Source organism: Roseobacter sp. HKCCA0882, from assembly GCF_037805225.1.
In the GTDB taxonomy this organism is placed as follows: Bacteria; Pseudomonadota; Alphaproteobacteria; order Rhodobacterales; family Rhodobacteraceae; genus M30B80.
The window spans coordinates 88,789-110,285 of sequence record NZ_JBBLYI010000001.1; the positions used below are offsets into that span (position 1 = coordinate 88,789).

The 21,497-nt window shown below is 51.0% G+C and carries 20 protein-coding genes and 1 tRNA gene; 9 read left to right on the plus strand and 12 right to left on the minus strand.

What is annotated here, in order from left to right:
• Positions 1–6 precede the first annotated feature (6 nt).
• Both AAC622_RS00515 and lpdA read left to right on the plus strand, forming a co-directional pair.
• The gene (locus AAC622_RS00515; RefSeq protein ID WP_340259829.1) at positions 7–408 is read left to right on the plus strand and encodes an MAPEG family protein; all 402 of its coding nucleotides are present in this window, start codon (positions 7–9) and stop codon (positions 406–408) included.
• 165 nt (positions 409–573) lie between these two features.
• Complete coding sequence (gene lpdA, locus AAC622_RS00520; RefSeq protein WP_340259830.1) at positions 574–1,962, plus strand: dihydrolipoyl dehydrogenase; 1,389 nt, start codon at positions 574–576, stop codon at positions 1,960–1,962.
• Between the two features lie 188 nt (positions 1,963–2,150).
• Here lpdA and AAC622_RS00525 read toward each other — a convergent pair whose 3' ends face one another.
• The gene (locus AAC622_RS00525; RefSeq protein WP_340259831.1) at positions 2,151–2,804 is read right to left on the minus strand and encodes a GntR family transcriptional regulator; all 654 of its coding nucleotides are present in this window, start codon (positions 2,802–2,804) and stop codon (positions 2,151–2,153) included.
• Positions 2,805–2,826: 22 nt separating this feature from the next.
• A complete protein-coding gene (locus tag AAC622_RS00530; protein ID WP_340259832.1) occupies positions 2,827–3,546 on the minus strand; it encodes a M48 family metallopeptidase in 720 nt (239 codons plus the stop codon).
• Positions 3,547–3,678: 132 nt separating this feature from the next.
• Here AAC622_RS00530 and AAC622_RS00535 point away from each other — a divergent pair, with 132 nt between their 5' ends.
• The 3 genes from AAC622_RS00535 (at position 3,679) to AAC622_RS00545 (ending at position 6,232) form a co-directional block, all read left to right on the plus strand.
• Entirely contained in the window at positions 3,679–4,014 is a 336-nt protein-coding gene (locus AAC622_RS00535) for a TIGR02300 family protein (RefSeq protein WP_340259833.1), read from the plus strand.
• 100 nt (positions 4,015–4,114) lie between these two features.
• Positions 4,115–4,190, plus strand: a tRNA-Ala gene (locus AAC622_RS00540).
• Positions 4,191–5,173: 983 nt separating this feature from the next.
• Complete coding sequence (locus AAC622_RS00545) at positions 5,174–6,232, plus strand: YeeE/YedE family protein (RefSeq protein ID WP_340259834.1); 1,059 nt, start codon at positions 5,174–5,176, stop codon at positions 6,230–6,232.
• Between the two features lie 83 nt (positions 6,233–6,315).
• Here AAC622_RS00545 and AAC622_RS00550 read toward each other — a convergent pair whose 3' ends face one another.
• Together AAC622_RS00550 and AAC622_RS00555 are read right to left on the minus strand one after the other, a co-directional pair.
• A complete protein-coding gene (locus tag AAC622_RS00550; RefSeq protein ID WP_340254211.1) occupies positions 6,316–7,515 on the minus strand; it encodes a UxaA family hydrolase in 1,200 nt (399 codons plus the stop codon).
• A 10-nt stretch (positions 7,516–7,525) separates the two neighbouring features.
• A complete protein-coding gene (locus tag AAC622_RS00555) occupies positions 7,526–7,837 on the minus strand; it encodes a UxaA family hydrolase (protein ID WP_340259835.1) in 312 nt (103 codons plus the stop codon).
• Between the two features lie 191 nt (positions 7,838–8,028).
• On the opposite strand from AAC622_RS00555, the gene AAC622_RS00560 reads away from it, so the two are divergent.
• Complete coding sequence (locus AAC622_RS00560; RefSeq protein WP_340254217.1) at positions 8,029–9,012, plus strand: sterol desaturase family protein; 984 nt, start codon at positions 8,029–8,031, stop codon at positions 9,010–9,012.
• A 171-nt stretch (positions 9,013–9,183) separates the two neighbouring features.
• Here the strand turns inward: AAC622_RS00560 and AAC622_RS00565 are convergent, their stop codons facing one another.
• Positions 9,184–10,560: an aspartate aminotransferase family protein gene (locus tag AAC622_RS00565; protein ID WP_340259836.1), complete on the minus strand. Its 1,377-nt coding sequence runs from the start codon at positions 10,558–10,560 to the stop codon at positions 9,184–9,186.
• A gap of 210 nt (positions 10,561–10,770) precedes the next feature.
• Between AAC622_RS00565 and doeA the strand changes: the two genes are divergently transcribed.
• Positions 10,771–11,949, plus strand: a complete 1,179-nt coding sequence (doeA, locus tag AAC622_RS00570) for an ectoine hydrolase DoeA (RefSeq protein WP_340259837.1) — start codon at positions 10,771–10,773, stop codon at positions 11,947–11,949.
• Positions 11,946–12,929, plus strand: coding sequence for a N(2)-acetyl-L-2,4-diaminobutanoate deacetylase DoeB (doeB, locus tag AAC622_RS00575; RefSeq protein WP_340259838.1), 984 nt, complete (start codon positions 11,946–11,948; stop codon positions 12,927–12,929). Before doeA ends, doeB begins: the two co-directional genes overlap by 4 nt.
• Here doeB and AAC622_RS00580 read toward each other — a convergent pair.
• Positions 12,877–13,236 carry a hypothetical protein gene (locus tag AAC622_RS00580; RefSeq protein WP_340259839.1) on the minus strand — a complete coding sequence of 120 codons (360 nt, stop codon included), beginning with the start codon at positions 13,234–13,236 and terminating at the stop codon, positions 12,877–12,879. The two genes, doeB and AAC622_RS00580, sit on opposite strands and share 53 nt — an antisense overlap.
• Before the next feature lie 213 nt (positions 13,237–13,449).
• On the opposite strand from AAC622_RS00580, the gene AAC622_RS00585 reads away from it, so the two are divergent.
• A complete protein-coding gene (locus AAC622_RS00585; RefSeq protein WP_340259840.1) occupies positions 13,450–14,985 on the plus strand; it encodes an ATP-dependent DNA helicase in 1,536 nt (511 codons plus the stop codon).
• Here AAC622_RS00585 and AAC622_RS00590 read toward each other — a convergent pair.
• The 6 genes from AAC622_RS00590 to AAC622_RS00615 all read right to left on the minus strand — a co-directional run bounded on the left by AAC622_RS00590 (position 14,962) and on the right by AAC622_RS00615 (position 21,456).
• Positions 14,962–15,711, minus strand: coding sequence for a TIGR02186 family protein (locus tag AAC622_RS00590; protein WP_340259841.1), 750 nt, complete (start codon positions 15,709–15,711; stop codon positions 14,962–14,964). The genes AAC622_RS00585 and AAC622_RS00590 overlap by 24 nt on opposite strands.
• A gap of 2 nt (positions 15,712–15,713) precedes the next feature.
• The gene (locus AAC622_RS00595) at positions 15,714–16,634 is read right to left on the minus strand and encodes a sulfite exporter TauE/SafE family protein (protein ID WP_340259842.1); all 921 of its coding nucleotides are present in this window, start codon (positions 16,632–16,634) and stop codon (positions 15,714–15,716) included.
• A gap of 68 nt (positions 16,635–16,702) precedes the next feature.
• Positions 16,703–17,491: a purine-nucleoside phosphorylase gene (locus AAC622_RS00600; protein WP_340259843.1), complete on the minus strand. Its 789-nt coding sequence runs from the start codon at positions 17,489–17,491 to the stop codon at positions 16,703–16,705.
• A gap of 77 nt (positions 17,492–17,568) precedes the next feature.
• Positions 17,569–18,816: an ABC transporter permease gene (locus AAC622_RS00605; RefSeq protein WP_340254236.1), complete on the minus strand. Its 1,248-nt coding sequence runs from the start codon at positions 18,814–18,816 to the stop codon at positions 17,569–17,571.
• Positions 18,813–19,937 (minus strand): ABC transporter permease, encoded by a 1,125-nt coding sequence (locus AAC622_RS00610; RefSeq protein ID WP_340259844.1) that lies wholly within the window; start codon positions 19,935–19,937, stop codon positions 18,813–18,815. The genes AAC622_RS00605 and AAC622_RS00610 overlap by 4 nt, the downstream gene beginning before the upstream one ends.
• Positions 19,927–21,456: an ABC transporter ATP-binding protein gene (locus AAC622_RS00615; protein WP_340259845.1), complete on the minus strand. Its 1,530-nt coding sequence runs from the start codon at positions 21,454–21,456 to the stop codon at positions 19,927–19,929. Before AAC622_RS00615 ends, AAC622_RS00610 begins: the two co-directional genes overlap by 11 nt.
• Between the last annotated feature and the right edge of the window lie 41 nt (positions 21,457–21,497).

The following is a 21,497-nucleotide window of genomic DNA, read 5'->3' on the forward strand; positions in this document are numbered from 1 at the left end:
TTAGCCATGCAAACCGCATTGACGACCGAGCTCTACATTCTCGCCCTCGCTTTCTTTTTACAGGTATTCCAACTGATACTTTACGGCGTTGTTGCGAATTTACAGGTCGGGGTCGGGTATTCCATGAGTGCGCGGGATACAGCCAAAAGCCTAACGGGTGTGGCGGGCCGATTGCAGCGCGCCTTAAACAACCATTTTGAGGCATTGATCCTCTTTGCCATCGCGGTGGGTTTGGTGACAGCGCTTGGGGCATCTAATGCCGCCACTGAAATCTGCGCCCATGCCTATCTGGTGGCGCGGATTCTTTATGTGCCGGCTTATGCGCAGGGACTCACGCCTTGGCGGTCTGTCATTTGGGCGGTTGGGTTCTTTGCGACAATCGCTATGGTTGTGATCACAGTTTTTTAATTTGTGATCACAAAGCCGAAAATCACCTCCTGAGCCGCGCTATTTTGGCCCGTTTTTGGGGGGGTGAGGGGTGAAAATTCTTGTTTCGCGCACGCCAATTTCCTATGCGCTTGGCAAATTCGGCCTGATACAGGGCCACGACCAAGCGCCAAGGAGGCGAAGATTATGGCAGATTATGATGTTATCGTTATTGGCGCAGGCCCTGGTGGCTATGTGTGCGCAATCCGTTGCGCACAATTGGGCCTAAAGACCGCCTGTGTCGAAGCCCGCGACACATTGGGCGGCACATGCCTTAATATTGGCTGCATTCCGTCTAAGGCGCTGCTGCACGCAAGCCATGCCTTGCACGAGGCAGAACATAACTTCGCCAAGATGGGCCTCAAAGGTGCTGCGCCCAAGGTCGATTGGAAAGGTATGCTGGCCTATAAAGATGATGTGATTGGCCAAAACACCAAAGGGATCGAATTCCTGTTCAAAAAGAACAAGGTGGATTGGATCAAAGGGTTCGGCTCCATCCCTGCAGCGGGGCAGGTGAAGGTTGGCGACACAACCCATAACGCAAAATCGATCATCATTGCATCTGGCTCAACGCCGTCCACGCTGCAAGGCATTGAGGTAGACGAAAAAATCGTGGTCACTTCTGAGGGTGCCTTGGCTCTGGGTAAAGTGCCCAATAAAATGGTTGTCATTGGTGCTGGGGTCATCGGTCTTGAGCTTGGCTCGGTCTATGCCCGTCTTGGAGCCGAGGTCGAGGTGATTGAGTATCTCGATACCATTACCCCCGGTATGGACAGTGAAGTTGCCAAGAATTTCCAAAAAATCCTTTCAAAACAGGGTTTGAAATTTACGCTTGGGGCCGCTGTTCAAGGGGTAAAAACAACCAAGACCAATGCGACTGTCAGCTACAAATTGAAGAAAGATGACAGCGACCATCAGGTTGTTGCAGATGTGGTTCTGGTTGCGACTGGGCGCAAACCCTACACTGAGGGGCTTGGCCTTGATGCGCTTGGGGTGGAACTGTCCGAGCGCGGACAAATCAAAACGGATGGCCACTGGCAGACCAATATTAAGGGCGTTTATGCGATTGGTGATTGTATCGCAGGCCCAATGTTGGCGCATAAAGCCGAGGACGAAGGTATGGCCGTTGCCGAGGTTGTTGCGGGCAAACATGGCCATGTGAATTATGGTGTCATCCCCGGCGTGGTTTACACAAACCCCGAAGTGGCTTCGGTTGGCGCGACTGAGGAGATGCTGAAGGCTGAGGGCCGCGCCTATAAGGTTGGGAAATTCTCCTTTATGGGCAACGGCCGCGCTAAGGCGAATTTCGCGGCGGATGGTTTTGTGAAAATCCTTGCCGATAAAGACACTGACCGCATTTTGGGGGCTCATATCATTGGCCCAGCGGCAGGGGATTTGATCCATGAGGTTTGTGTCGCGATGGAATTTGGCGCAAGTGCGCAGGATTTGGCGCTGACCTGTCATGCGCATCCTACATTCTCTGAGGCGGTGCGCGAGGCGGCATTGGCCTGTGGGGATGGGGCGATCCACGCCTGACTTGCGGCGTCTAAAACAAAGAGATGCCGAATGCAGGGGAGGCATTCGGCATCTCTCCATTGGGGTGTCTTGCACAACAGTTGAAAAAACCTTGGGCAAGTCTAACGGCGGTTTCCTGATTGGGGGACTGTAAACCGCATGGCCCATTCAAAACCTGATGCAGTTTAAGCAATGGTTAATGGTCAGCCTCAGGTGGCCAATAGCCTCAATCCATGGGTGACATCGGCCCGAACAGCCAATCGCAGCCCTGGCTCATCTCCAGCTTTTAATGCGGCGAGGATGGAACGATGATGCTGTGGCGCATCGGTTCGGTGTAGCCGCCCGTAGAGCGCGCGCATTGTTGGTCCCAATTGCAGCCAAACCGTTTCGGCCAAAGCTAACATTGCTGGCGCTTGCGCCCGCAAATAGAGCGTGCGGTGGAATTCAAGGTTGTGGCGGATATAGGCAATGGCATCGCCCGTATGGATCACCCCTGCAATAGCGCTATTAGTGCTTTCCATTCGTTCGATAAGGGCCATATGCGCCCGCGGCAGGGCGCGTGCGGCCAATTCAGGCTCAAGCAATGCGCGTAACGCTGCCAATTCTTCGATCCGTTCATTGCTGAGTTCTGGGGTCGATACGCGGCCAGAAGCTGATAAAAACAATGCACCTTCGCTGACCAAACGCCGCACCGCTTCGCGCGCGGGGGTCATGGATACCTGAAATTCTTGGCCAATTCCACGCAGCGTCATCGCCCGCCCTGGCAAAATTTCGCCATGCATAATGCGCGAGCGCAAAGCGCGATAGACCCGTTCATGGGCCACCGCAACGGTTTGTTCAGTTGGGCGCAGGTTAGTCGGCATAGGCCATATGTGATCACAAACCCTATCCTGTTGGCAAGCTCTCAAAGCGCCACGCTAAAATCTCGTTCCCATGGGTTTTCAGCCATGCGCGATGCCGTTGATAATCAGGGCAGAGCGAGGCGCAATGTGCCCAGAATTTTGGACCGTGGTTCATTTCTGCCAAATGCGCAACCTCATGGGCGGCGACATAATCTAGCACCTCAGGCGGGGCCATGATCAGTCGCCAAGAATACATCAAATGACCCTGCGCCGAGCAACTGCCCCAGCGGCTTTTGGTGTCACGAAGTGTGAGCTTGGAAAACTGTCTTCCCAGTTTATTCGCGTAATATTCCGAGGCTGTGTGGAGCCGCGCATTGGCGCGGTTTTTTAGAAAGGCTGCCACGCGAATGGGCAGGCGTGGATCATCGGCAACGCTTAAACACCCATCGGCAAGCTTTGCCGAACGGCCACTGCCTTCGATGATCGGATGGGGAGCACCTTCGATGGGAATCACCGCACCAATAGCAGGGCGCTGTGCTGCTGGGCGGTCTTGTAAATGCCTCATCAACCATTCACGGCGAGCGTTCAAAAAGGCCAAAGCCTCACTTTCGAGCGCCCAATGGGGCATGGTTAGGCTGACAGTGCCATCTCTGTTGGACACCCGTAAGGAAAACCGCGTGGCGCGCACTGATTTCTTCATCACCACCTCAACGGGCTGTGGCCCATCCAAATGGTGAATCCAAGATGATATCTTGCGCAGCATCGCAATAAGCCTCCGTCTTTCGTCAATTAAACGGGCAATCCGTGAATTAGTATTCGGAAAGCCTTTGACACCCTATTCACATTATGGCAGGGGATCGCAATTCTCTCGATAGCGTTCATTGAAGGGGGTGTCATGCCCAAAGAGGAATGGGGTGTTAAACGCGTATGCCCAACCACAGGCAAGCGTTTCTACGACCTTAAAAAAGACCCGATCGTTAGCCCATATACGGGCGAGGTGGTCACATTGGACACCGGTAAAGGTGGCCGCAGCTTGGTTGCGGAAAAACCATCTGCCGCGTCTGCCGCCAAGGCCAAAGATCGTGCGGACGATGAAGTGATCTTGGATGATGAAGATGATTTGGTATTGGATGATGATTCCGATCTGGATGACGATCTTCTCGAAGATGACGATGACGATAATGTCTCGCTTGATGACATTGCCGATGTCGGCTCGGATGATGAAGAGTAGATCACTCTGCTGACCATTGCGTGTGGGGCGGTTTTTTCCCTTGATCTGCCCCGCGCGACACCATAAACCGCAGATCGCAACGAATGTTGCAAACGGTTTTGGGGCCTTAGCTCAGCTGGGAGAGCGCTTGCATGGCATGCAAGAGGTCAGGGGTTCGATCCCCCTAGGCTCCACCAAATCCTCCTAACCCATTTATTTTATTATAAAATATACAGATATAATCCACAAAATACCATTTGTTACGTACAGTGGTACGTATGGCGACACGTACTCATAGGCTCCAAAGGAGGGGTTTAGGGGGCCATCGGAATGACCCGTCAATTTCATCCCCGCTTATAGCCCACATTCAGGTTGTGGTCAGTCTCACAAGTATCGCCTGAACAGCATTCAAAAATATTGGACTTACATATTGCGCACTGCTCATGCCCATGCACAACAATCGTGTTCAGTGGTGACTGACATCTAGGGCATCGTTGCTTGTAGTGATTAGCTGGGTGAAGAAGGTTATCCATCATTCTGTCCTGCAGAAGCTGGCCCTGCGAATGTGGCGGCTGCAATGGTTGTGGCTAAGATGATGCGCTTCATGGCGTGGCTCCTGTTTCACCAGAGCTTGAGCGCACAGGGTTACTTGGTCAAGCTTTGAGGGGATAAGCCGCTGTGGTTGATGGGGGTGGAAGACGGTATGCTTGGACCACTTGAGGGATAGGCCATCTTCTGGAGTGTCGGTTCAGCAGAGGCCGTCTTCCAACATGACGATAGCAGAAAATGCCTCAAAAATCCACGTCAGATTACATTTTGGGGCTGAGGGTAGTCACCCGCCCGAAAAGCTCTAACACCCCACCCTGCCACTGTTATATCGCCGCTACGGGTCTATTAGAGCGTTACCTTTGGGTCGCCAGGATTGACTACCCACGCGCTGCGCTTCAACTAAGTATGGGCACTCGCGGGCGGTAAAACAAAAAGAACCATTGTTATGGCCCGCCGGATCTGGCGGGCCATTTTCTCTCGCCTCGGCGCTTGGGCAGAAAGGCGTTTACCTCTATGCAAAAAAACAGAACAAATGTTCCACATTTAGCCGTGTTTCTGGGCTATTCTGGGCTTGTCAGCACCTTATTTTCTCGCAAAAGAGGACAAAGTTTCGCTTTTGTGAGGATTCGCCATGTTCGAACAGCTGGGCTTTGAAACCCTTACTGCTCCTCAGGCCGCTCTGTGGTTTGCATTGGTTTTGGGATGCGCCTTTGGTGCTTTGGCGCAAATCACGCGCCTCTGCTTTCGCCGGATGATCGATGGTGAGGATCGCCGTCAAGCCGCCGGTATCTGGCTGATGGCGCTGGCCACAGCTACGCTGGGTACGCAGGCAGCCACACTGATGGGCTGGATCGATTTTGCAGGTCATCGCTTCATGGTCACAAATCTGCCCGTTGTGGCCATTGTCGTTGGCGGGTTCGCCTTTGGCGCTGGCATGATCTTGACGCGCGGATGCGTGTCGCGGCTGACTGTACTGAGCGCGAGCGGCAATCTGCGAGCGCTTCTGGTGCTAGTGGTATTCGCAATTGTCGCCCATGCCACGTTAAAAGGGGTGCTGTCGGGCCTGCACACTAGCTTAAAAGCTATCACCATGGAATTAGCCCCTACTCTGCCGGGTACGCCACTCCTGTTGGCGGCGCTGATTGCGGGCGCTGCATTGGTCTTTGCCTGGCGTTCGGGCCTTGGGGCCGGAATGCTGGGTCTGGCAGCGCTGTTGGGGCTTTTGGTGCCTCTGGGCTGGGTTGGCACGGGCTATATCTTGTTTGACGACTTCGATCCAATCGCATTGCAAAGCCTGTCTTTCACGGCACCTGTCACCGAAACTTTGTTTTGGGTTGTTGCCTCGACCGCCATTGCGCCTGGCTTTGGTGTGGGATTGATGGGAGGCACAGTGCTGGGTGCGGGTTCGGCGGCGCTCTTACGGGGGCAATTTGCTTGGTCTAGCTTTGACAGCCCTCGCCAAACCGCGCGCTATTTGGCTGGTGCCGGACTGATGGGCTTCGGCGCAGTTCTGGCCGGCGGATGCACCGTGGGTGCTGGCTTGTCTGGTGTGCCTACCCTGTCATTCGCAGCGATCTTGGCGTTGACGGCGATCGCACTGGGGGGCGCGCTTATGCGCTTTCTACTCGCTGTAGTGCCTTTTGAATATGGCTCAAAAGCACCCAACGCATCAGTGCAACCGGCCACGTAATCAGCGCACTCTTGATTGCTTGTTTCTCAAAGCCCAGAGCAACCGTTAGCTATGATTGGATGCTTTGCCAATAAACACTCAAGTTATGAATGAAGATTTGGTAAACAGGCTGGTCCAATCGGCTCAAAGCTTTTGTAGGTAAGTATGAATTCTCGATGACCGAGCTGTTCAGATTTAGTTTGTTGACCGCCTGCGACAGCATATACAAGTTCACTAATCTCTTGTCCTACTTCGTCGATCGTACGATGACCTTCGATAATGTCGCCTGCGTTAATATCCATATCGTCAAATAGGGCACGATAGGTCTCTGGATTGGCACAAATTTTAATGACTGGTGATATTGCAGAGCCTACCACTGAGCCGCGCCCTGTGACGAATAGGGTCATGTGCGCACCAGAGGCTATCATCTCAACGATTTCAGCATTGTCGCTGATGTTCGGGAAGCCAAACCGAACGTCTCCATCCGGTACCACGTCCATTAGATACAGTCCGCCGCATGGAGGGATATCGCCTGGTTTGATAAGGCCGGATATTTGACTACTGCCGGATTTTACATAGGCCCCGAGTGATTTTTCTTCAATTGTGGATAACCCACCTGCGGCATTACCTGCAGCAAAGCTCCCATACCCAAGTGTTTGATAATAACGTTCGGCTTTGAGTACACTTTCTCGTATTGCCTGCCCTAATTCTGGGGTCACTGCGCGTTCTGCCATGATTTCTTCGCAACCGATTAGCTCCCCTGTTTCTTCGAAAATACAGGCTGCGCCTTCTGCTACTAGGAAATCGAATGCGCGTCCGGCGGCAGGATTACCTGATATGCCTGATGTTCCATCTGATCCGCCACAGACCGTCCCGATTACTAGGTCAGAGGGTGCCAACGGTGTGCGCGAAACATTGTCAATTTCTAAAAGTGCGCTTTTTATCCAGTCCTGGCCTAATTTTATTGTCGATTTAGTGCCACCTGCTTTCTGAATTACAAGCGTGCGGACGGGCCTGCCCGATGCTTCTACGGCTGCAGAAACACGCACTTTGTCGAAGCTTTCACATCCCAGAGAAACGAATAGGACTGCACCAACATTGGGATGTGTGCAGAGGCGCTCCATCATTTGCGCAGCATATTCATTAGGAAAGCAACCTGGAAAACCAATTAATTGTACGTCTTGGCCCCGGAACTCTGTCACGATTTCGGATGCTACAAAATGTGCGCATTCCACCAAATACGCTACTAAAACACTGTTTCGTATACCTTTTCTGCCATCTTGTCGCAGCCAGCCTTCAATCATTTTACTCTCCTCAGCTGACGGCATCTGCTTCGTGTAATACAACGCTTGGTGTATAGGCAGAACGTACGTTGTGGACGTGCACATGTTCGCCAGGCGCGATGTCCACTGTAGCTACGCCGATCGGCATGCCATATTTTAATACTACATCTCCAGACTTGATATGCCTGCAGGCGATCTTGTGAGCCATTGGGATCATTTGAGACAATTGCACCTGGCCTCCATCCATGTCGATCTTTGTGCCCTCATCAGCGTTAATTCTCGCAACAAGTGTGTTGTCATCAGGATGAAGTCGCATAAATGGGCATGCTTTGAGTTCTGTCATAGGTACACTGCCTCTGAAGCTTACACTTATAGAAACATGAAATAATAAGGTAAGCTTTGTCAAAACTGTTTGAGAACTATGAAGATTACGAATTCTGCAGTAGCATACGGGTTCCGCTGACGAATTCGCTTTTTTCGATCTAGGTGGTCTCTTGGGTACGGTGTCTTGTGTTTTCGGCTTGGTGATAAAAAATGGCTAATTCCTCCGTTGATAAAAAATCTTGGAACTATAGTCCAAATGAGCCTATTCGATACAATCCGTTGTTTGAGTGGCCTATCGATGTCGCGAAGACGTTCAGATGGATTGTTTTCCGTTGGATCAGCATTTCACGGGCATTGTTTATCGCAATACTAGCGGTTGGAGCTTATCATTACTTAACTCCTAGCCTTGAAGCCTTTCAGGAACCAAGTTCTGAAATTATAGCTTTAACCTACGTTCGTAACTCAGCCATACTATTTTTGGTGGCCGGGTCACTTCATATGTATCTTTATTCTTTAAGGATGCAGGGAGATGACTTTAAATTTTTAAAACGAAAAATGGCCCAAAAAAACAAGTTTTTCAGTTTTAATGACCAAGTGTATGACAATATTTTTTGGAGCCTGGTTAGCGGTGTTACCGTGTGGACGGCATACGAGATTTTGTATTTAAATCTTCTCGCCAATGGCTTGATAAGCGTGATGCCATTCAACGACCACCCTTTACAATTTTTTGCATGGCTTTTGGTGCTGCCAATGGTTCGATCTGGTCACTTTTATTTTATCCATCGGTTGCTGCATCATCCCTTCTTGTACAAGCACGTCCACAGTACCCATCATAGGAACGTGCACACCGGTCCATGGTCTGGCATTTCAATGCATCCAATCGAAAACTTAATTTATCAATCGTCAGTATTGATACATTTTGTGATACCGTCCGAACCCGCTATAGTCTTTGTTCATCTATTTATGACGTCGCTTGGCCCAGCTTTTTCACATTCTGGTTTTGAAAAAATTCTGGCTAAAAAGACGACGTTACTCGACTCGGCGGACTTCCATCATCAGTTACATCATAGGTATTTTGAATGTAACTATGGAACTATGGAGGTTCCATTAGACGTTTGGTTTGGCACAGATCATGACGGCACCAAAGAAGCCACAAATCGTGTCCGTCTAAAAGTTAGCAAAAAGAGCGTGTAGGTCTCTCAAGAGTATTTTGATGCTGGTAAAATGCAGTGACAAATGGTCTTGAGGGAACTCGGTTTTTTAAAGTTACAACGCTTGAGGGCAGCTATTCTGTGATACTGCTAAGAGCTCCTGTTTTCTGAGAAATTATGGAGTTGAAATGGGGCCAAGTTGCGTTGACCTCATTTAACGTCGTTCCAAAACCTCTTTGATTGCCTCGGCCGTCACGCTGACGACAGTATCCGCTTCCTCGCGGCTGAGGCATAGCGGTGGCGCATAGCCAATGATATCGCCCTGTGGCATGGCCCGTGCAATCACCCCGCGCCGCGCCATTTCGGCGACAATCTGGGGGGTAATCTTTTTGGCGGGGTCAAAGAAGGTGCGAGTGTCGCGATCCTCAACCAATTCTACCGCGCATAGCATCCCATCACCACGCACCTCGCCCACTTGGGCATGCTCAGCAAGGGCGGTGCGCATGGCTTGGTTGAAATAGGCGCCCGTGTCGCGGGCATTCTCAACCAAATTCAGGCTGTCCAAAAGTTTGAGATTGGCAACACCTGCCGCCGCGCCGATGGGGTGGGCGGAATATGTCCAACCATGCCCCAAGGGGCCGAATTCATCGGTGCCATCCTCAAGAACCTTCCAAACTTTGTTGGAAATAATGGATCCTGAGAGCGGCGCATAGGCCGAGGTTAGGCCCTTGGCGATGGTCATGATGTCTGGTGTGATGCCATAATGGGGCGAGCCAAACATTGATCCCATGCGGCCAAAGCCCGTGACCACTTCATCTGCAATCAACAAGATGTCATGCTTTTGCAGAACGGGTTGGATTGCCTCCCAATACCCTGCCGGCGGCGGTACAATGCCGCCTGTTCCCAGCAAGGGTTCTGCAATAAAGGCCGCGATAGTGCCTGCACCTTCGCGGGCGATCAGCTCCTCAAGATCAGCCGCGCATTTGGCAGAGAATTCCGCCTCGGAGAGGCTGAGGTCATCACGGCGGAAGTAATAAGGGCTGGTTGTGTGCAAGACCGCATCAAGAGGCAGGTCAAATTTTTGATGGAACAGGCTCAACCCTGTCAGGGATCCCGACATCAGGCCTGAGCCGTGATAGCCGCGCCAGCGCGAGATGATCTTTTTCTTCTGTGGCAACCCACGGATATTGTTGTAATACCAAACCAGTTTGATGTTGGTTTCATTGGCATCCGATCCACCAAGCCCGAAATAGACCTTTGACATATGGTCGGGCGCACGATCCATGACCATCTGCGCAAGCGTGATTGAGGCCTCAGTGCCATGGCCTACATAGGCGTGGTAATATGCCAATTCGCGGGCTTGCTCGGCAATGGCCTCGGCCACTTCTTGACGGCCATAGCCGATATTCACGCAGTAAAGCCCAGCAAATGCGTCCAAAAAACGATTTCCATCGCGGTCGGTGATGTGACAGCCGCTTGCGGTTTGCACGATCCGATTGGGGCTTTCGCCGCGGGCGTGCTGCGCAAGATGTGTTGAAGGGTGCATGAAGCTGTCGCGATCCCATTTCGACAGCTGATCATTGGTAAGCATCGGCTTTGTCCTTTGTCATGTGGTTTGGCACGTTTGCCGCAAGCCTAGGAGAAAATCCGTCCCAGTGCCATGCCTTGCGGCGAAGTCATGGATCACAGACCCGACACTGTGATTGGCGCAAGCGACGTTTTTGGTGCAAGCAATGACGCGAAGCGGGAAGCGGTGGGCGGTGAATTATCGAAAACTTGGCCCACCAACAGGAGGCGGCAGATGGTTTCTCGCATTCATAACTTTCCAACCCAAGAATATCAGGCGCGTATTGCGCGCACGCGCGCCGAGATGGCCGCGCGAAATTTGGATTTCATCATTGTAACTGACCCGTCCAATATGGCGTGGTTGACGGGCTATGACGGTTGGTCATTTTACGTCCATCAAGCGGTGCTCTTGGGCCATAAAGGCGAGCCGATTTGGTGGGGCCGCGCGATGGATGGATTGGGTGCTTTACGCACAGTCTGGATGTCAGATGACGCTGTGGTTGGCTATGATGACACCTATGTGCAAAACCCCGAAAAACACCCGCATGAAACCCTTGCGAGCCTGATCCATGATCATGGTGGCCTGCGAGGGCGCATTGGCGTTGAGATGGATAATTACTATTTCTCTGCTGCTGCCTATGCGGCTCTAGTGAAGGGGCTGCCTGATGCTGAATTTGTGGACAGCACAGGTTTGGTCAATTGGCAACGCGCGGTGAAATCCGAGCAGGAAATCACCTATATGCGCCGCGCTGCAAAGATTGTGGAGCGGATGCACGAAGTCATCCGTGAAACGGCTGAGCCCGGCATGCCGAAAAACGCTCTTGTGGCCGAGATTAGCCGCACAGGCATTTTGGGTGCGGATGGTCATTGGGGCGATTATCCCGCCATCGTGCCCCTGACCCCCTCAGGTGTGGATGCCACGGCCCCGCATCTGACATGGGATGACAAACCTATGGCTGCGGGCGAAGCGACCTTTTTTGAAATCGCAGGCTGTTATCGCCGCTATCATTGCCCTCAATCGCGAACCCTATTCTTGGGCGAGCCGCCTGAAAAATATCGCCGTGCCGAAGAGGCGGTGGTCGAGGCAATCCATGCAGGCCTTGAACAAGCGAAGCCAGGGAATTTCTGTGAAGATATTGCGAATGCCTTTAACAAAAAGCTCAATGAAATGGGGTTCGAGAAAGACAGTCGCTGTGGCTACGCGATTGGTCTAAGCTATCCGCCTGACTGGGGCGAGCGCACGATGAGCTTTCGGCGCGGAGATCGTTCCGTTCTTAAACCAGGAATGACCTTCCATTTCATGCCTGCTTTGTGGTTGGATGATGGCGGGCTTGAAATCACTGAGCCGATCCTGATCACCGACACAGGTGTTGAATGCCTGTCTAACTTGCCACGCGAGGTATTTGTGAAATGACCCCAACCATTGCCCTTGATGGCATGGGCAAGGCGCATGGCCATTTGCGCCTGCCCCATAGCCGCGATGACAGCGCATGGGGCCATGTTATGATTCCGATATGCGTCATCGGCAATGGGGATGGCCCGACCGTTTTGTTGACGGGCGGCAATCATGGGGATGAGTATGAAGGGCCGATTGCCCTGCATGATTTGGCCTATTCGCTTGAGGCCTCTGATGTCGCGGGGCGGGTCATCATTCTGCCGCAGATGAATACGCCCGCCTTTTTGGCGGCAAGCCGCACATCGCCGATTGATCAAGGTAATATGAACCGCGCCTTTCCTGGAAATGCGCGGGGCACGGTCACACAGAAAATCGCAGCATATCTCAACGATGAACTCCTGCCGCGGGTTGATGCGGTTTTGGATTTCCACTCAGGCGGCAAGACGTTGGATTTTCTGCCCTTTGCCGCTAGCCATGTCTTGCCCGATGCGGCCCAAGATCAGGCTTGTGCGCAGGCCGCCCGCGCCTTTGGCGCACCATATACTGTTAAAATGCTTGAGATTGATGACACAGGTATGTTTGACGGCGCGGTTGAGCGCGCAGGGAAAACCTTCGTGACGACCGAGCTTGGTGGCGCAGGGATGGCGCGTGCGGAAACAGTCGCGATCGCCAAGCGCGGGGTGCGCAATTTTTTGGTTCATTTGGGCGTTTTGCAGGGCAAGGTAGAACAGGCACCAAGCAGCCTGTTAGATATGCCTGATGCGGATTGTTTTACCTTTGCCGAGATGAATGGGCTTTATGAACCCGTTGTTGATGTGAGCGCGCGCCTGCGCGCGGGCGATCTTGTCGCCCGTATTTGGCCTGTTGAGGCCACAGGCAAACCCCCGCTCGGCCTTCTGGCCAAGCGTGATGGTTTGCTCGTGGCTCGCCACGCACCTGGCCTGATTAAATCAGGGGATTGTGCAGCGGTTTTGGCTGTCGAGTTGGGCGCTGCCTAATCTGCGCCCTCAACCTTGTGCAGGTCTTGCATGAGCACGGGATCGACCGCGCGCTGGGTAATTCGTAAGCCGTGTAAGAGAGCCATAGCGCGAACTCACGCCCTTTGCGGATGTCTTGACGATTTTCGCCATCCTTGAAAGTGCGTGCGATCACTTCGCAGGCTTTTAGCACTACGCCGATCACATCGGACACGCGCACTTCGGGCCATTCTTTTGCAAGTTTTTTGGCGCAATCGCTGAAATCTGATGTTTCAGAAATAAGCAAAGCCAAAACTGCCTCAAGCAGTTCTTCATCTTCCATGGACATGTGGGGTTTTCCCGTACCAATTAATTATGGCCAGAGTCTCCGAGCCGTATCCCGACAGGCTTTCCCTGCGGGCGCTCTGGTGCTGCACACGCCGTGCCAAGATGAATAAAAAAACCCAAAATTTGAAAAACACTTTCCATGAATTTTGGTTAACTGCTCCGAAGCGGTGTTTTTGCCGTGGAAGGGGGGCATCTTGGGCGTTAGGGTGCGCCCATGTCTGCGTTGACCTTCTCCTCCGATCAGGCCGAGGCCTTTGATAGTGTTGCCGCCATGTTGGCGGGGCATGGTGTGGACATTGAAGCCGAGACGATCACCCCAATCTCAGATGGCCAATCAGGCGTTCTGGCGATTACGGGAAAAGCGGGCTCTGGGAAAACGATGCTACTATCGGCCTTGGTAAAAGGTCTTGAGACCGCCGGGGTCGACCTGATCACAGGTGATTTCGAGCCTCGCCGCCGAAAAGACCGCAGGTCTGCTGCAATCCTTGCCCCCACCAATAAAGCCGCAAGCGTTTTGCGCATGCGCGGGGTGCCAGCCACAACGATCCACCGTATTCTGTATACGCCTGTTTATGACCCTGAATTTGAAAAGGTCGCAGAATGGCTTACAGGGCAGGGGGAAAGGCCGCAGATTGAAGCCCTGAGTGATGAGGCGCTCGAGCGCGCGCGCCTGACCTATGAAACGCATAAATCGGTTCCTGCAGCCTTGGCAGCGGCGGGGTTGCGGGGATCAGATTTCATCACAGGCTGGAAACGGCGAGAGGAGCCGTTGGATATCGGTCTGGTCGATGAGGCCAGCATGTTGGATGATAAGCAATTCACGGATTTGCGCGAGATATTTCCCGCGCTTGTTCTGTTCGGCGATCCCGCCCAATTGGCGCCCGTGGGGCAGTCAGGCAAAATGGTGTTCGAGCAGATCAACCAAAAAGCGGTTTTTTCCTTGGGCCGTATCCATCGCCAAGATGCAGATAACCCGATCCTTGATCTGGCCCATGCCTTGGGGGATCCCGCGCTTGAGTTCGAGCAATTTGAACGGATGATTGAGCAGGCGGCCGCGCGGGATGAGCGCGTGGTTGTTTCGCCGCGCGCTGATAGTGATTTGATGGCCCGCAGCCCCGTTTTGGTTTGGCGCAATACCACAAGGGTGCGATTGATCACGGGCTTCCGATCGGTGCATGGCGCGCCCTCTGATGCGCTATTGCCGGGCGAACCTCTGATTTGTGATGGGATTGAATTGCCGCTGAAGCATCGCAAGAAGCGCATTGATCTTGAGGCGCGCGGTCTGATTAAGGGGGCGCAGATTGTCTATGTTGGGCCAGGCTCAAAACCTGGGTTTTCGCGCTTGCATGTCATAGGGGCCGAGGCGCCGCGCCTTTCGGCCGCCTCTATCGTGAAAATTGAACTGCCCGATGAGGAGGAACCATTCATCCCCTATGCCGCCCATATGGGAGCTGCGTTTTTGCACGGGGCTGCGGTGACGATCCATAAGGCACAAGGCAGCCAATGGCCCGATGTGCAGGTCTTTGCCCCTGATCTTTACGCGGCAAGCCGCATGGGCCGTGTCGAAGCGGGGCAACCATTGTGGAAGCGCTTGGCCTATGTGGCGATTACGCGGGCCGAGAACCGCTTGATTTGGGTGACGCGCTATATGCTGTCAAAGCCCAAAAGCCCGCTTGGGGTCGGTGATCTGGAGGTGCCGAGCGCGCCTTTGGTCTTAGATGCCCAATTAGGCCCGGATCATGCGGAATAGAGCGGAGACAAGCCACCCCACGGCAATGGCGATGAAGAGCGCCAAAAACCCGTAAAGCAGGGGCTGTTCATTGGCGAGACGATAGGCTGCGCGCTCAATCCCGACTTTGCGAACGGCAATCGTGTTTTCATGTGCACTGATGACGCGCCCTTCACGGGTCAGGAAAATGCGGACCAAGTAATCCCCCTCAACCAAATTTGCGGGCAGGGCGATAGAGGTCGAAAATAGGGTGTCTTCCCGCAGATCGACACTGTTTTCATTGATCTGATAGAGGCCTTCTTCGGCGCGCAGACGGGCTAGGGCTTCGAGGAACCTACTGGCATGATCTGCTCCGCCAGCGACATTGCGAAACGCACGCGGCAGAGAGATGCTATAAAGCACATCAGAAACACTGCTAATCGCGTCACGATAGGGGGCGCTGGTGGCGACAGCATAAAATGTTGGCGCAGCATCGATATGCGCAAAGGCGCGGTTGATCCAAATCCCGCCAAAGCGTTCCTTACGCCGCATTGTGACAGGGCGGCTTGGGCCTGCAACAGTCACCACGACCTCAAGGTCTGTATCGCGTGCAATGGGCGCTTCGCGCCGCACAGCGCCAAAAATCAAAATTTCGGAACCAGAGAAATTGGTCGTAATCGAGATGCTGTCTTGGCTGAACCCTGCGACCACATCTTCGGCCCAGACCGGCAGAAGCGTGGACAGATAAACCAAGACTGCGACAAGCATTCTCATCGTCCCACCCCCGCTTGGTAGGATATGGAATAGAGCTCGGCGGGTTCGACCAAGAGATCAAAAGCCAGTTTTGCACAGACGATCAAAACGAGGCTTGCCAATAAAATCCGCAATTGCTCGGCCCGTAATTTTGTGCCGATCTGCGTCCCGATTTGCGCGCCAATCGCGCCGCCCACCAAAAGAACAATCGCCAAAACAATATCGACCGTGCGGTTCGTTGCGGCATGCATCACAGTGGCAAAGCCAGTGACAAAAATAATCTGGAACAGGGATGTGCCAACCACAACTTTGGTGGGCATTCCCAGGAGATAGATCATGACAGGCACCATGATGAACCCGCCACCGACCCCCATGATGGCCGCCAAAAGCCCGACAAACGCCCCTGCAACAAGTGGGGGGATTACAGAAATATACAGCCCCGAAACACGGAATTTCATTTTGAAGGGCAGGGCGTGAACCCAGTTATGTTTGCGCCGCTTTGGGGCTGTGCCATGGCGACTTCTGCGCAAGGCGCGTAGGCTTTCGACAAACATAATGCTGCCGATGATGCCCAAGAACACCAGATAGGAAATCTGCACCACCAGATCGACCTGACCCATGGCGCGCAAAATCGCGAAAAGCTGCACACCTGCGCCTGCGCCGATCAAGCCGCCAATCAGCAAAACCACACCCATGCGCAAATCAACTGTGCGCCGCTTGAGATGGGCCATCACGCCTGAAACGGATGACGCCACGACCTGACTGGCGGATGTGGCAACCGCCACAGCGGGGGGGATGCCGATGAAAAACAGCAAAGGCGTGATCAAAAAGCCGCCGCCGACCCCAAACATACCTGACAATATGCCAACCAATCCGCCAATCCCGAGAATGGCAAAAGCGTCAACACTGACTTCGGCGATGGGCAGATAGATTTGCATAAGGGGGGCCGTTCATGACTCTTATCCCCTTACAGCACAGGCAGACAGTCGGGAAAAGTTAAATTTCTTTAAGCATTTTTGAGATAGTGCCGCAAAAGGCTTTCGAATTTCTGTGCTCCCAAGGGGGCCATGGCCTTTGTATGCTCATGGCTGATGGCTTCATCAGAGAGACCTGCTGCCATGTTTGTGATGACCGATACCGCCGCAACCTCAAGACCTAAAAAGCGACATAAGATGACTTCGGGCACAGTGGACATTCCCACCGCATCTGCGCCAAGGGTGCGGATTGCGCGGATTTCGGCTGGCGTCTCGAAGGAAGGGCCAGAATACCACGCATAGACCCCTTCGCGAAGGCGGATGCCCTTTTCCTCTGCGGCATGGCGCAAGTCTGCACGCATCGCAGTACTATAAGCATTTTTCATCGGAACAAATCGGGCATCGTCTTCGATACCGATAAGTGGGTTTAGTCCTGAAAAATTGATGTGATCGTTTATTAACATTAAGTCTCCGGGAAGAGATTCTGAACTTAACGATCCCGCCGCGTTGGTGATTATAATCCTCTTGCCACCGAGTTTCTTGAAAGTTTCTAACGGTGTGCGCATTGCATCTGCTTTGCCTTGTTCATAGTAGTGACTTCGGCCATTAAAAATTAAAACTCTGCGACCTTCCAATTCTCCTATAACAAGTTCAGATTTGTGACCTGAAACCTTAGAAATTGGAAAATTTAAAAGATCAGAGTAGGGTATCTTGTGTCCCTGAACTAAATCTAAAAGATGGCCCATTCCTGACCCTAAGATTACACCTATATCGGGTGGCATAGTTCCCGTAATTGACTGAATTTTTGAGATATTATCCATTTTTTAACTGCAATAATTTCATTTATAGTTTGCGTTTGGTGGAGAACAAATAGTCAAATCACATTTTGAGTGGTTGGCTATTCTTTCTGGTACGGTTTTCCTATTGCGCCAGGAGGCCGTGCATGTCCGATTATACCTGCGACGACGACTATAGTTGCTAAGTAAGGTGCCATCGCAAGAAATTCAGATGGTATTGGAGTATTCAGCAGCGCAAGTTTTTGTTGAAGACTATCGGCAAAGCCAAAAACGAGTGCAGCTGACAATGCACCTACAGGATGCCAACGTCCAAATATCATCGCCGCTAAGCCGATGAAGCCACGGCCGCCGGTCATCCCTTCATCAAATCGTCCAACTGAACCGAGCGTGAACCAAGCCCCGCCAAAGCCAGCGACTGCGCCGGCCAACACAACGTGGAAATACCTCGTACGAATTACGTTTATACCTAAGGTGTCTGCCGCTTTCGGATGTTCGCCCACTGCTCGAGCCCTAAGGCCATTGCGCGTGTAGAAAAGATAATAGGTGGTGATTGCAACTAAAATTAGTGCGCCATAAACAAATATATTTTGGGAAAAAATTACTGGTCCGATTATAGGTATATCGCTTAGTAATGGGATTTTTATTGCCCTAAATACTGGCGCGTTGTTCAGATGTCTGTATTCGGAAAAAACCTGCGAGGATACGTATGAGGTAAGTCCAAGCACTAATAGGTTTATGACCACTCCGGCAATAATTTGATCCATACGGAAAGTGATAACTAACGTTGCGAGGATAAAGCCAAAGCTTCCACCAATGATTATTGCACTAATCATTCCGCCCCAGCCACCGAACAATGATCCTGCCAGTGCACCCGTGAATGCGCCCGCAAGTAGCATTCCCTCGATAGCAATATTGATCACTGCAACTCTTTCTGAAAGAAGGCCCGCAAGTGCACCTAATGCTATTGGTACGGCCCTCACTACGGTAGCTTGCAGCATTCCTGTGAGATTAAGACTTTTATCAGCAGTGGCCCAAACCAGAAAAGCGGCGACTGTTATCAGAAAGCCAAATCCTAAAGAAAGCGCGATCCATCGGCCACCTCCCTTCAAAAATTGCCGCACACCAATAAATGCGAGGATCATTGAAGCCACAGTGTTAAATGGTCCACCGGATAGAACTAAGTCTTTCAAAGGTAGGGCATCGTTTGGCCGCGATAGTTTGAAAGTTGCATACGATCCATCTGGTACATTCAAAAAGAACAGAACAATAGCGGAAAGCGTTAAAAGGATTATCCCACTCGTTTGAGATCTATTTATTTTTTTATGATTAAAAATATCGGAAATCCTCATGATGTTCTCTTATTTTTTGAGAATGCCCATGGAGTAATCGTACGAATAATTAAGGGTGCAGCGATAAACACAACAACCAATGCTTGGATTATACTAATTAGATCGATTGAAACTCCTGCATCAATTTGCATTTGACGGCCGCCTGCTTCAAGTCCCCCAAACAATATTCCCGCGAATAAAATGCCAATTGGATGGCTACGACCTAAGAGCGCCACCGCGATTGCATCAAATCCAATACCCGCGGAAAAACCAGGACTGGCGCGTTCTAAAACGCCCGAAATTTGCACTGCGCCAGCAAGGCCGGCTAATCCTCCGGCTATTGCCATGGAGCCTATAATTACCATCTTGGGGTTCATGCCCGCGTAAAGCGCTGCATGCGAGTTCTCTCCGTTTGTACGAATGGCAAAACCCATTTTTGATTTTCTTATTAACCACCATAGTAGGATGACAGCCCCTAGCATCAAAAAAACACCTACATGAAGGCGTAGATTTGGATCTATCCAGTCTAGTAATTTTGGTAATTGTCCATTGTCTGGGACCGACTTAGATATTGGATCCGAGCGACCATCTTTTTGTATGAATGGTTGGCGTAATGCATAGTCAAGAATCCGATAGCTTATTAAATTCAACATAATTGTAAGAATTACTTCGTGCGCGCCTGTGACAGCACGCAACACCCCCGCAATTCCCGCGTAGGCTGCTCCTGCCAAGGATCCCACAATTAACGTAAAAGTAACTAAAACGATTGTTGGCAGATCTGAGAAAGTAAAACTAAAGATTACTGCTAGTAGGCCACCGATAATTATCTGGCCTTCTGCTCCGATGTTGAATAATCCCGCTCGGAAGCCTACGCCAATCCCCAAACCTGCTAATATCAACGGTATCGCGGCGGTAAAAGTTTCAGAAATTGCATTAATTGATCCAAATGCACCGTATCCCAATGCAGAAAAACTTCTACCAATAGTATCAATATCAACTCCGGTTGCAGTCATTATAAGCGCGCCAATTAGGAGCGCAGTTGCTATAGCTATGATCGGCAAAACTATGGCGTCTCGGTAAGCGCCTTGCTGTAGCATTAGTAAATCAGCGGCAGTTTTTCGAAAGGTTGATTTAGTGATCATTGTAAATTTCTTCTGTCGAACCTGCCATCGCTAGTCCAATTTGGTTTCGCTTGGGTTTTGCATCTGTATTGTCAAATTCTGCAACAATAGAGCCATCATACATGACAAGTATCCGGTCAGATAAAGATATGATTTCGTCTAACTCAGATGAAACAAGTAACACACCATTTCCATCATCTCGGCTCTGGACGAGGCGACTGTGGATATACTCTATCGAGCCAACATCAACGCCTCTCGTCGGTTGTGCAGCAATGACGATTTTTGGTTTGCGACCTAGTTCTCTTGCAACAACCATTTTTTGTTGATTGCCGCCAGACAAGCTCTTGCCATTAAGTTCAACTGACGGCGTCCGCACATCGAATTCTTCACACAATAGTTCTGCAATCGACCTAGCTTTTTTCCAATTTATTGTGATAAAATTAGAGATACTATTTTCATAGTAATTATTGATAATAATATTTTCTGTGATTGAAAAGTTTTCAACCATTCCAAATTTATGACGGTCTTCTGGAATGTGGGCCATACCTGCTATATGGCGCTGGCGTGCATTAGCTTTCGTAATATCTAGTTCGCCTAAAAACATTTCACCTGCGTAGTTTTTTCTTAATCCTGTAATGACTTCTATTAATTCTGTCTGGCCATTCCCCTGAATACCGGCAACACCTACTATTTCTCCAGCGTTAATACTGAAATTTATATTTTTTAGAACTCGTTCGTTATCTTTTGTATAGAGCTCGACATTATCGAGCTTTAAAATAGGATGGCCAATTTTTGACTTTATTTTATTTACCGTAAAAGACACCTGTCGCCCGACCATCATCTCTGCAAGCTTTTCTTTGGTAAGTCTTTTAGGATTTCCTTCGCCTGTAACACGCCCGTGCCTCAGCACTGTAACACGATCGGCGATTTCTTTGATTTCGTGTAATTTATGAGTAATAAACACGATCGCCTTACCTGACGCTTTAAGGGCCCTTACTATTGAAAAAAAGTCTTCTACTTCACTTGGTGTCAGGACCGCAGTTGGCTCGTCAAAAATAATTACATTAGCTTCTCGAAATAAAACTTTTATAATTTCAACTTTCTGTTGTATCCCAACTGGAAGGTCTTCGATAATGGCATCTGGGGGAACTGATAGGCCATATTCAGAGCTAATTTTATTAACTAGAGTGCGAGCCTTTGATAAATCTAAATAGTCAGCTGTCTTAATTGGTTCAACTCCAAGAATTACATTTTCAGCGACTGAAAATATTGGTACCAGCATAAAATGCTGATGGACCATCCCTATTCCTGCAGAGATACTGTCTCCAGGGCCTCGAAAATTTACTTCAATGCCGTCGATTAGTAATTTTCCTTCATCGGGCGCATAAAGCCCAGAAAGGATGTTCATAAGCGTGGATTTTCCAGCGCCATTTTCACCAAGTAAGCCCAGCACTTCGCCCGCTTTGATTTGCAGGTTAATTTGATCGTTCGCAATTACAGAACCAAACCGTTTTGTAATGCCTTTTAATTCTATGTCCATTGTCATAGACCCTTAAGGATCCCTCCCCCGAACTTATCAGG

What these genes read in the sequence shown, in the direction of transcription:
- AAC622_RS00590 (WP_340259841.1), bottom strand. Translation starts at nt 15,711, where the DNA reads ATGCTTGTCGCAGTCTTGGTTTATCTGTCCACGCTTCTGCCGGTCTGG.
- doeB (WP_340259838.1), top strand. Translation starts at nt 11,946, where the DNA reads ATGACCCCAACCATTGCCCTTGATGGCATGGGCAAGGCGCATGGCCAT.
- AAC622_RS00560 (WP_340254217.1), top strand. Translation starts at nt 8,029, where the DNA reads ATGGCTAATTCCTCCGTTGATAAAAAATCTTGGAACTATAGTCCAAAT.
- AAC622_RS00600 (WP_340259843.1), bottom strand. Translation starts at nt 17,491, where the DNA reads ATGGATAATATCTCAAAAATTCAGTCAATTACGGGAACTATGCCACCC.
- AAC622_RS00615 (WP_340259845.1), bottom strand. Translation starts at nt 21,456, where the DNA reads ATGGACATAGAATTAAAAGGCATTACAAAACGGTTTGGTTCTGTAATT.
- AAC622_RS00545 (WP_340259834.1), top strand. Translation starts at nt 5,174, where the DNA reads ATGTTCGAACAGCTGGGCTTTGAAACCCTTACTGCTCCTCAGGCCGCT.
- AAC622_RS00530 (WP_340259832.1), bottom strand. Translation starts at nt 3,546, where the DNA reads ATGCTGCGCAAGATATCATCTTGGATTCACCATTTGGATGGGCCACAG.
- AAC622_RS00605 (WP_340254236.1), bottom strand. Translation starts at nt 18,816, where the DNA reads ATGAGGATTTCCGATATTTTTAATCATAAAAAAATAAATAGATCTCAA.
- AAC622_RS00550 (WP_340254211.1), bottom strand. Translation starts at nt 7,515, where the DNA reads ATGATTGAAGGCTGGCTGCGACAAGATGGCAGAAAAGGTATACGAAAC.
- AAC622_RS00580 (WP_340259839.1), bottom strand. Translation starts at nt 13,236, where the DNA reads ATGTCCATGGAAGATGAAGAACTGCTTGAGGCAGTTTTGGCTTTGCTT.
- AAC622_RS00565 (WP_340259836.1), bottom strand. Translation starts at nt 10,560, where the DNA reads ATGCTTACCAATGATCAGCTGTCGAAATGGGATCGCGACAGCTTCATG.
- AAC622_RS00610 (WP_340259844.1), bottom strand. Translation starts at nt 19,937, where the DNA reads ATGATCACTAAATCAACCTTTCGAAAAACTGCCGCTGATTTACTAATG.
- AAC622_RS00595 (WP_340259842.1), bottom strand. Translation starts at nt 16,634, where the DNA reads ATGCAAATCTATCTGCCCATCGCCGAAGTCAGTGTTGACGCTTTTGCC.
- doeA (WP_340259837.1), top strand. Translation starts at nt 10,771, where the DNA reads ATGGTTTCTCGCATTCATAACTTTCCAACCCAAGAATATCAGGCGCGT.
- AAC622_RS00535 (WP_340259833.1), top strand. Translation starts at nt 3,679, where the DNA reads ATGCCCAAAGAGGAATGGGGTGTTAAACGCGTATGCCCAACCACAGGC.
- lpdA (WP_340259830.1), top strand. Translation starts at nt 574, where the DNA reads ATGGCAGATTATGATGTTATCGTTATTGGCGCAGGCCCTGGTGGCTAT.
- AAC622_RS00585 (WP_340259840.1), top strand. Translation starts at nt 13,450, where the DNA reads ATGTCTGCGTTGACCTTCTCCTCCGATCAGGCCGAGGCCTTTGATAGT.
- AAC622_RS00525 (WP_340259831.1), bottom strand. Translation starts at nt 2,804, where the DNA reads ATGCCGACTAACCTGCGCCCAACTGAACAAACCGTTGCGGTGGCCCAT.
- AAC622_RS00555 (WP_340259835.1), bottom strand. Translation starts at nt 7,837, where the DNA reads ATGACAGAACTCAAAGCATGCCCATTTATGCGACTTCATCCTGATGAC.
- AAC622_RS00515 (WP_340259829.1), top strand. Translation starts at nt 7, where the DNA reads ATGCAAACCGCATTGACGACCGAGCTCTACATTCTCGCCCTCGCTTTC.